At 61.7% G+C, this 9,102-nt stretch carries 7 protein-coding genes and 1 pseudogene; 4 read left to right on the forward strand and 4 right to left on the reverse strand.

Annotation, left to right across the window (positions count from 1 at the left end; genetic code table 11):
- Window positions 1-129 precede the first annotated feature (129 nt).
- On the forward strand, window positions 130-492 hold the full coding sequence (locus tag ACFFWD_RS14795) for a hypothetical protein (RefSeq protein WP_376966277.1): 363 nt from the start codon (window positions 130-132) through the stop codon (window positions 490-492).
- Here ACFFWD_RS14795 and ACFFWD_RS14800 read toward each other — a convergent pair.
- The 4 genes and pseudogenes from ACFFWD_RS14800 to ACFFWD_RS14815 form a co-directional block, all read right to left on the reverse strand.
- The gene (locus tag ACFFWD_RS14800) at window positions 381-701 is read right to left on the reverse strand and encodes an exonuclease domain-containing protein (RefSeq protein ID WP_376966265.1); all 321 of its coding nucleotides are present in this window, start codon (window positions 699-701) and stop codon (window positions 381-383) included. The genes ACFFWD_RS14795 and ACFFWD_RS14800 overlap by 112 nt on opposite strands.
- A gap of 66 nt (window positions 702-767) precedes the next feature.
- Entirely contained in the window at window positions 768-1,871 is a 1,104-nt protein-coding gene (gene dinB / locus ACFFWD_RS14805) for a DNA polymerase IV (RefSeq protein ID WP_376966267.1), read from the reverse strand.
- A gap of 42 nt (window positions 1,872-1,913) precedes the next feature.
- Window positions 1,914-2,105: pseudogene (locus tag ACFFWD_RS14810) on the reverse strand (hypothetical protein); the annotation flags it as partial.
- Between the two features lie 201 nt (window positions 2,106-2,306).
- The gene (locus ACFFWD_RS14815; protein ID WP_376966269.1) at window positions 2,307-3,614 is read right to left on the reverse strand and encodes a DUF2130 domain-containing protein; all 1,308 of its coding nucleotides are present in this window, start codon (window positions 3,612-3,614) and stop codon (window positions 2,307-2,309) included.
- Between the two features lie 396 nt (window positions 3,615-4,010).
- Between ACFFWD_RS14815 and ACFFWD_RS14820 the strand changes: the two genes are divergently transcribed.
- The 3 genes from ACFFWD_RS14820 (at window position 4,011) to ACFFWD_RS14830 (ending at window position 8,771) form a co-directional block, all read left to right on the forward strand.
- On the forward strand, window positions 4,011-4,418 hold the full coding sequence (locus ACFFWD_RS14820; RefSeq protein ID WP_376966271.1) for a hypothetical protein: 408 nt from the start codon (window positions 4,011-4,013) through the stop codon (window positions 4,416-4,418).
- A gap of 401 nt (window positions 4,419-4,819) precedes the next feature.
- Complete coding sequence (locus tag ACFFWD_RS14825; protein ID WP_376966273.1) at window positions 4,820-6,748, forward strand: adenylate/guanylate cyclase domain-containing protein; 1,929 nt, start codon at window positions 4,820-4,822, stop codon at window positions 6,746-6,748.
- 229 nt (window positions 6,749-6,977) lie between these two features.
- Entirely contained in the window at window positions 6,978-8,771 is a 1,794-nt protein-coding gene (locus tag ACFFWD_RS14830) for an adenylate/guanylate cyclase domain-containing protein (RefSeq protein ID WP_376966275.1), read from the forward strand.
- Window positions 8,772-9,102 lie beyond the last annotated feature (331 nt).

Consider the following 9,102-nt stretch of genomic DNA (forward strand, 5'->3'; position numbering starts at 1 on the left):
TCTCGGAATCCCCGGGCGACTTCATATCGGTACACCCGGGCGACTTCGTCGGAATCCGCATCGAGCAGGGACGGCGAGCGCCGATGCGCCTCTCGTCGGTAATTCGAATGCGAGAATCTCGAGCATAGCATGGCAGTCGTCGACGGCCCTATGGGCCTGGTGAAAGAGGCCCGCACCGTTCAGGAGGTAACCGAGGCGCGAGCCCTCGAAGCCGTGTTTTCGCCACTCGACCTCTGTCGCCGAACAGCCCCAGGCCTTTCGTTCGAATATCGGCCAGTAGCGTTCCGCGAATTTGCGGTCGAACCCTGCGTTATGGGCGATGACGATCACGGCATCGTCGACGAACGACGAGACCGCTTCCTCGTCGATCCGCTGTCCGGCTACCATCTCGTCGGTGATGTCGGTGAGACCTCCAGCGGGATAGGCACGGACGGCTCGTTGAACGAAGTGAAGGTGTCCCTGACGCCGGCGACGCGGCCGTCTGATAGGTAGTCGAACTTGACCATCCCCAGCTCGATGACCTCGTCCTTTCGCTGGTCGAGACCGGTCGTTTCGACATCGAGAAGGATGCCGGTTTTGGTGCTTTGACCGACTGATGGTTTGAAAGTCGCCCGGGGGACCAAGCGGCGCAAAACCCGGTAGTCAGCGGATTCGGCCAATGCCTTGGCCATGTCAGCCAGAGTCAGTTCGGTTTTAAGCATTGGGTGGTTGCGATCCTCCGGATCTCGCCCGCATCGAGCCTGGTCGGGCCACAAGTCTAGCCCGGGCTAAATCCCGAAATCCAGTTGTGGCTCCGTGTCGTTCATCCCTTGCAGGGAAGACAGAGACACTCCCAGCAAGCGGACTTGCTTCGGCAGCGGCATCTCTGCCTCAAGCAGGCCGGTGGCCAGGCGCTCCAAATCGTCCCGATGGGCAACTTGCGACGAGACCGACCGGCTGCGGGTTATGATTTCGAAGTCGGCAAACTTGATTTTCAAGGTGACCGTGCGCCCACGATTGCCGATCGTCTCGCAGTGGCGCCAGACCTTGTCAACAAGGGGTCGGAGCTCACCGATCAGCGCATCGAAACTGGAGAGATCGGTGGAAAACGTGTTCTCTGCGCCGACCGACTTGCGAATGCGGTTGGCGCGGACGGGCCGTTCGTCAATGCCGCGCGAGATCCAGTAGTAGTAGGTGCCCGACTTGCCAAAGTTCTCCTGCAGAAAGGTGAGGGACTGGTTGCGAATGTCGAGGCCCGTCCAGATCCCGAAGGCGTTAAACTTGGCCGCCGTCGCCGGTCCGATGCCGTGAAACTTACCGACCGGCAGCGCCTCGACGAAAGCCGGTCCCATCTCCGGCGAGATGACGTACTGACCATTGGGTTTGCGGTGATCGGAGGCGAGCTTGGCCAGGAACTTGTTGTATGAGATGCCCGCCGAGGCGTTCAGGCCGGTCTCAGCCTTGATCTTCTCACGGATTCTCAGAGCGACGTCTCTGGCGAGCGGGATGCCCTGCAGATTTTCGGTGACGTCGAGGTAGGCTTCGTCCAGCGAGAGAGGCTCGATGATCGGCGTGTGCTCGGCAAAGATCTCGCGGATTTGCCGGCTGATTGCCTTGTAGATTTCGAAGCGCGGCTTGACGAAGATTAGGTCCGGACACTGTCGCTTCGCGGTAACCGATGCCATGGCGGAGCGAACGCCGAATTTGCGGGCTTCGTAGCTCGCCGCGGCCACGACGCCGCGCTCCGCCGAACCGCCCACCGCGACCGGCTTGCCGCGCAGGCCCGGATTATCGCGCTGCTCGACCGACGCGTAAAAGGCGTCCATGTCGATATGGATGATCTTGCGGTGAGGCGCAGTTGAGACGCCGTGCTCCGGATCGGAAGGGACCATGCGCGGATTGTACAGGGGTCCGCAAGCCAAGTCGCGGCGAAGTCAGCCGCAATCCGCCGGCGGGCATTCAGGGCAGGTGTCGCCGATCGAATCCAGCACCTCGGCGATGGCGACCGTGGCGGCTTCCGGCGAGACGCCGGTCGGTGGATCCTGGCGGGCGATATCGAACGCGCGGTCGCGGGCGTGTGGGTCGGCGCGATCCTGCATCCAACCGTGCTCCTCGCACTCACGGATGCCCTCGGTATTCGGTCAAAGGAGCCGGGTGGGCACGGCGCTTAGGGCAGTGCAGGAATCCCGTAGACGGGGTGCAGGATTGTGGTGAATGCGACAACGGTGACTTCTCTATCCGGCGTCTACAGGCCTTATTGCGAACGATTCGCACAAACTATCTTATGGAATCCTCGCCGAGCCGAGTTCGCCATCAACGTCCACCAATCATCCTACTTTCCGGTCAGGTGCGGCGATGCTCTCAAGCAGCGGCATATCCAGGCTCGGGATCTTTGGCATTGCTTTGCCGGCGATCGCCTGCAGGTCGCCGACCATGCCAACGGTCGACTCCACCACGGCGAGGATCTGGGTTTCACGCTTGGCCCATTGCCGGCCCATGAACTTGCGCTCCTTGTCCAGGTCGTCGCGCATATCGTTGAATTTCTCAACGACAGCTTCTACCCGCTGCCGAAACTTCGTGCCGGTCAGGTAGTGATAAACCTGCTCCATCTTGGTCTGCTGACCCTGCTGAACGAGGCGCGAGCTGCTCACATCGATCAGACCCTGGCGGAGCGCCACGGCCACCGGCAATGCGCAACGCGGATGAGCCACCCATACACCGTCGACGAGGTCAAATTGCTCGATATGTTTCGGCAGCGCATGGGAGATGATCAGAGCGACGTCGGCGCCGGAACGACGCTGGTCGTCCCGTAATTTGGCAAGCCACCCGTCACTCCATGCCTTGGTGCGCTTGGTTTCCCAAAGGATGATGCCGGCAGATTGGCCAATAGCACCATTCACCTGCTGAATAACGTCCGCCCCAAGCTCACCTTTGCCAACCGGCTCAATCGAATCGGTTGGAAAACGCCCGCGCAGAAGCTCTTCGAGCTCGAGCTCGAGAACCTCCCCTTGAGATTGCTGTGATCCCTGTTCCGCCTTGCGCTTAAGTTCCTCGATCGTGCGTGTCATCGACTCGATGGTCTGGTCCTTCTCGGCAACGCGCAAGCGCGCAGCCTCGTCGGCTTCCTGCCTGGCCTTGATCTGGATTCCGCTGATGGAGGCCTGCACGCGCTTTTCTATCGTCAGGTCGAGCTCGCGCTTTTCCTCTTCGAGCGCCCGCTGCTGCCGCATCAGTTCGGCCTGCTGCTTTTGGGCCTCGGCAAGCTTCGCGTTGTTGGTAAGCAGGGTGGCTCGCAGCTCCGCGGCTTCCGCTTCTTTCGCCTGCAGCTCTGCCGCGGCCGCCTCCCGCGCCTTCTTGCTTTCGGCCGCGACTACCTGAGCGCGTTCGGCGGTCAATCGCTTCGCAATTTGGTCCTCGATTAGCTCGCGGTCTTTGGCCACTTGCTCGCGTTCCAGCCGCAGCGCCTCGGTCTTACGCTCCATCTCGGCATCTTTGCTGGCCAGCTGCTGTAGAAAGCGCTGACGGGTTTCAGCGAGGAGGGGAGCGGCCAGCGACTCCGTCAGCCGGATCTCGTGATTGCAGTTGGGGCAATCCAGGGTCGGCTCGTGCGAAGCGCCGGCTGCTTTGAAACTCATGGACTCCCCCTGTCATCGGTGCGGCCGGATTCAACATCATCCGCGCGCGATTGCGATGTCGCCGCTCTTCGATGTCCACATCCGGGTCGTCAATCAGCGGCCTGACCGGTGGGTTTTCCACGGAATCCGCATCATCGACATGTCAACGTACCCGCCCTGCCTGCGCGAGGACCAGCCGGCCGTTCATTGGTCGAGGGAATCATCCCTAACTCCCCGACGCCGATCATGACCGCTTCCGGGGCTGGAGTCTTTAGCCATCATCATGCCCAACAAGGACCTCACCGCGTACCTCCAACGCAAACTAGCGGATGAATGTCGTGAGTCGACAGAGGTTCACGGATGCTTCTAAGATGTCGAGGAAGTAAGTTCGCGGACGCCGGGTACGGGTGTGGGGCAGTGAACTTCCAGGTGACGGTTCTCAAGGTGCTGGTCAGCTATCCAGACGGGTTCGCCGCGATGGCGGACCTCAAGCGCGATATGGCGATTCTGGCGACCAGCGGACGGGACTGGGCCGAACACACCAAGCGATTGGCAGCCCGCGTGCCCGACCTGGATATCTTCTCCCAAGGTCTCATCGAGCGGATGAACGGCGGCTGGCGCATCACCGGCAAGGGACGCTCGGTTCTCGAGATCATGGAGGCGCGGCCCGCACCCGCCCAAGCAACGGAGCTGCCTCCCGTCTGCGCGGTCGAGCAGCCGACGGCTCTGTCACCGATGCCTTCGATAGCGCCAGTTCGGCGCAAGCGGGAACGAAAGCGGCGCCAACGCAACGCTGTACGGCGAAGACAAGCGAGCGCATCGTAAGAAACGTCGGTTGGGGCTGACTAGCAGTCTCGGCTTTCGGATCGTCTTGTTAGGCATATATTCCATAATCAATATTATGCGACTCGGTACAAAATCATAGCGGCTCCCAATTGTTGTGCCCTAAGACCAGAAACGAGTCGGCCAATAACGAGTCCGCCAGAACGTCGCGGCGCCGGCGATCACGTGCCCCGCTCGCCGCGAACGTCCGGTCCCGCCCAGGAAGCCGACGTAGAACGCAAGTCGCATTTTGACCCGGAGCGGACATCTCTCGCGGATCGATCGGCAGCACTGGCGGCACCAAGAACGAACTGACCCGTTCACATGATCGGCCGATTTCACTCTACCTGCGGTGCTCTTCTCGTAGTAGGCTATCAACCACCACTGGCCGACGGGAGTGGTCCGTGGGCGAGCAGCACGTCGAACGAAGGCTTGCCGCCATCCTCGCTGCCGACGTGGCCGGCTACAGCCGGCTCATGGGCGCGAACGAGGTCGGCACGCTGCGCGCGCTCAAGACCCTACAAAAGGAGGTCGTCCAACCCCCGCTCACGGCGCATGGAGGTCGCGTCGTCAAGCTCACCGGCGATGGCATCCTCATCGAGTTCGCCAGCGCCGTGGACGCGGTCGCCTACGCAGTTGAGGTTCAGCGTGCGATGGCCCGGCGCAACGCCCCTCTGCCCCCAGACCGCCGGATCGACTACCGGGTCGGGGTCAACATCGGCGACGTCATCGTCGATGGCGAGGACATTTATGGCGACGGTGTCAACGTGGCGGCGCGACTTGAGGCGCTGGCGGAGCCCGGCGGCGTCTGTATCTCGGGCGCCGTTTATGAGCACGTCCGCGACAAGCTGCCCTTCGCCTTCGCCGACAAAGGGGAGCAGACGGTCAAGAACATCGCCCGGCCTGTCCATGTCTATGCGCTCGACGCCGACGCCGTGGCGGCGCTGGGCGGGATGGAGCCGTCCTTGGCTCAGCCGGGACCGCTGCGGTGGTGGAACTTGCGGCGGAAATGGCTGGCGCTCGCCGGGGTCGCCGCGACGCTTCTCCTCGCGGCTGGGGTCTGGACCACCTTCCGTCCGGCGCCCGCACCGCAGGGGCCGCCGTCGGTGCCAGGCCTCTCCATTGTCGTGCTGCCGTTCACGAACCTCAGCGGCGACCCGGCGCAGGACTATCTCGCCGACGCGGTCACCGACGAGCTGACGACGGCTCTCTCGCGCCTCCGCGGCGCCTTTGTCATCGCGCGCAGCACGGCCTTCACCTACAAAGGCAAACCGATCGACGTTAAGCAGATCGGCCGGGAGCTCGGCGTGCGATACGTGCTCGAGGGCAGCGAGCAGAGCAGCGGCGACCGGGTGCGCTTCAATGCCCAGCTTATCAGCGCCGAGACGGGCGCGCATCTCTGGGCGGACAAGTTCGATGCCGGTCGAGCCGACCTCTTGACGATGGCGGACGAGGTCGTCATGCGCCTCGCGCGCTCACTCGAAATCGAGACGAACGCGATCGAGGCGGCCCGCGTCGCGCGGGCGGTTCAGGGCAATCTTGACGCCGAGGACTTGGCGTTGCGGTGCCAAGCGGGCTTCGACACCTCGACGGTGGGCAGCGCCGAGCGGGCGGCGGCTTTTGACCTTTGCGATCGGGCGCTTCAGATCGACGGGCGCAATGTCATTGCGCTCAACATTCTGGCAGCGAAGTATATCTTCGGGCTCATCAACGGGCTGAGCGCGGACCGGGAGGCGGATATCCAGCGAGCCGCTGAGCTCGTCGCCCGGGCGCTCGCTATCGAGCCGAACAATTACCGGGCTCATGCTTACAAAGCATTCCTGCTGAGCGTCCAAAAGCGCCATGAGGAAGCGCTGATCGAGGCAGAACGCAGCCTCGCTCTCAACCCGAGCTTCATCCCGGCCTATAGTCCCTTGTGCGGGGCGAATTGGGCATTGGGTCGACCGGAAAAGATAATCGAGTGTGCTGATACGGCGAACCGCTTGAGCCCACGAGATCCAACTCTAAACGTCTTCTTCCTCTGGAAGGGCATCGCTTATTCGATGCTGAAGGAAAGCGCCCAAGCCATCGACATGTACCGTCGCTGTCTGGCGATGGTGCCGCAGCATCCCGTCGGTCTGCGCTTGCTCGCCGCGGAACTGGCGCTCAACGGGCAATTGCCGGAGGCGCGCGATACGCTCCAGCGTTATTTCTCACTCAAGGACTTCGGGATCAGAACGGTGGCCCAAGAGGAGGCCGTCTATGGCGAGAGCTTCTCCGACAACCCGACCTATCGGGATTGGCTCCGACGGCTCAAGGACGGCTTGCGCCAAGCGGGGATGCCGGAGGAGTGAGCGCAGGCGGCGCGCCCACTGGCGTGATTGGGTGCGAGGTGTCTGCTCATGGCCCGTTTGCGACATGCCGATGGCCTCTGAGGATGTCTGGTTGTCAGGGCAGACCGGAAGTAACTGACTGGCTGCCAAAACGACGCTGTTGACCCGTTTCGGACATGAGCATAGCCGGACATCGGCCCACAATTTCTGCTATATAACCATTCAATTTCCCCGAGCATGGGGGTGCATCTTGAGCAGCGAGCACGTCGAGCGGCGACTTGCGGCTATTCTGGCGGCGGATGTCGCTGGCTCTTGCCGCTTGATAGGGATCGACGAAGAAGGCACGCTGGCGCAACTAAAAGCTCTTAGAAAGACGCTTTTCGATCCCAAAATCGTTGAGCATCACGGACGTGTCGTCAAGAATACAGGGGACGGCGCCCTCGTTGAGTTCGGGAGCGTCGTAGATGCCGTACGCTGCGCCGTCGAAATTCAGTGCGGCATGGCTGAACAAAATATCGATGTGCCGCAGGTCAAGCGGATCGAATTCCGCATCGGCATTCACGTCGGCGACATCATTTTCGATGACAACGACATCTTCGGCGATGGCGTCAATATTGCTGCCCGCCTTGAGGGCATCGCCGAACCGGGCGGGGTCTGCATGTCCGATGATGCCTATCGGCAGATTCGGGGCAAGGTCGAGATTGCCTGTGATGATATGGGACCGCAGCCCCTCAAAAATATTGCTGAGCCTATGCGGGCGTGGCGGGTTCGGCTGACTGGTCAAACCCCTTCCGTAGTACAATCAGGTTCGGCTGTGAGCCAACCTCAGGCGCTCCCGCTTCCCGACAAGCCGTCCATCGCCGTGCTGCCGTTCCAGAACATGAGCGGCGATCCGGAGCAGGAATATTTTGCCGAGGGGATAGTGGAGGAAATCATCACGGCGCTGTCTCGTTTCAAGGCGCTGTTCGTCATCGCCCGCAACTCGAGCTTCACATACAAGGGGCGCGCCGTCGATGTGAAGCAGATCGGGCGCGAGCTTGGGGTGCGCTACGTGCTGGAAGGGAGCGTTCGCAAGGCGGCCAACCGGGTGCGCATCACGGGACAGCTCGTCGATGCCGCCACCGGGGCACATCTTTGGGCAGACCGGTTTGATGGTGGTCTCGGCGACATCTTCGATCTGCAGGACCAGGTGACCGAGAGCGTTGTCGGGGCGATTGCGCCAGCGGTGGAAAAGGCCGAGATCGAGCGTGCCAAGCGCAAGCCGACCGAGAGTCTCGACGCCTATGCGCTCTATTTGCGCGGGATGGCCAGGTTTTATCAGTATGGTAGCCGGCAAGCGAACGGCGAGGCACTGCGCTTGTTCAACAGCGCGATTGAGCTCGACCCAGATTTTGCGGCCGCCTACGGTCGTGCCGCCTCTTGCTACCTCTTTGCCAAGACTATGGGCTGGATTTCGGTCACACAGAATGAGATTGACGAAGTGACGAGACTCGCTAAGCGGGCAGTTGAGTTGGGCAAGGATGACGCGATCGCGCTCGCCGCCAGCGGATATGCATTAGCGGCTGTTGTTCGCGATCTCGACGCGGCCGCCGGCTTAATCGATCGTGCGCTTGTGCTCAGTGCCAATTTGGCCGAGGCATGGTCTTGCGGCGGCTGGGTGAAAAACTGGCTCGGCGATCCAGAATCGGCGATCGAGCGCTTCGCGCGTGCCATGCGCCTGAGCCCACTTGATCCGCGGGCGACAGAAATGCGAGCTGGGACCGCGCATGCACATTTCTTCCTGGGCCACTACGACGAAGCGGCATCGTGGGCGGCAATGGCATTGCAGGACAATCCGGACAATCAAGCTGGATTACGTATCGACGCCGCAGGCAAGGCAATGGCCGGACGGCCGGAGCAAGCACATAAGGCCGTGGCTCGACTGCGGCAAGTCAATCCCGCGCTACGTGTTTCCACTCTTAAAGACGTGCTGGGCCCTTATCGGCGGGCCGAAGACCTTGCGCGATACCAAGAAGGGTTGCGGCGAGCCGGGCTGCCCGAGTGATCATCGCGGCCAGGTGCTCGCTCGTGGCGACGAGGATCGAATGAGTGCGACTTCCGCCTTTGGCCCAGGCGGTGTGAAAACGCGAAAACGTTCGATCGCGATAGAACAAGTTGTTCGTTCGACGCCGCTTTAGCCGCTCAAACCGCAAGCCCATTCAATTTTGAAATCGAACCCGAGAATATCATTCTCGTCGCGCTTCGCGTTTTTGAATTCTCACACAGCCTAGGCCCTTCGCGACATATTGCACCGCCACAACACCTCGGTCGCGAATGGGGCATAGATGGTGTAACGGGCCGCCGGCTGGCCGCGGTGGTTAAGGCGGCGAGAAGGA

It is taken from the genome of Bradyrhizobium erythrophlei, from assembly GCF_042430365.1.
GTDB classification, from domain to species: Bacteria; Pseudomonadota; Alphaproteobacteria; order Rhizobiales; family Xanthobacteraceae; genus Bradyrhizobium; species Bradyrhizobium erythrophlei.

Coding starts and splice junctions, on each gene's coding strand:
- ACFFWD_RS14795 (WP_376966277.1), top strand. CDS start 130: ATGGCAGTCGTCGACGGCCCTATGGGCCTGGTGAAAGAGGCCCGCACC.
- ACFFWD_RS14815 (WP_376966269.1), bottom strand. CDS start 3,614: ATGAGTTTCAAAGCAGCCGGCGCTTCGCACGAGCCGACCCTGGATTGC.
- dinB (WP_376966267.1), bottom strand. CDS start 1,871: ATGGTCCCTTCCGATCCGGAGCACGGCGTCTCAACTGCGCCTCACCGC.
- ACFFWD_RS14800 (WP_376966265.1), bottom strand. CDS start 701: ATGCTTAAAACCGAACTGACTCTGGCTGACATGGCCAAGGCATTGGCC.